This window comes from Terrisporobacter petrolearius, assembly GCF_020748185.1.
GTDB classification, from domain to species: domain Bacteria; phylum Bacillota; class Clostridia; order Peptostreptococcales; family Peptostreptococcaceae; genus Terrisporobacter; species Terrisporobacter petrolearius.
Genome location: NZ_JAHZMO010000265.1, coordinates 1 through 206, shown reverse-complemented (window position 1 = coordinate 206; position 206 = coordinate 1). Strand labels below are relative to the sequence as shown.

The window sequence follows — 206 nt, the reverse complement described above, 5'->3', positions numbered from 1 at the left end:
CATGGCCGCAGAGAATAGGCCCAAGCGACTGTTTACCAAAAACATAGGTTTCTGCTAAGTCGCAAGACGATGTATAGGAGCTGACGCCTGCCCGGTGCTGGAAGGTTAAGGGGATCTGTTAGGGTAACCGAAGCAGTGAACTTAAGCCCCAGTAAACGGCGGCCGTAACTATAACGGTCCTAAGGTAGCGAAATTCCTTGTCGGGT

At 51.5% G+C, this 206-nt stretch carries 1 rRNA gene; it reads left to right on the top strand.

Features of this window, described 5'->3' with window-relative positions:
• Window positions 1-206, top strand: a 23S ribosomal RNA gene (locus K0040_RS20585); the annotation flags it as partial.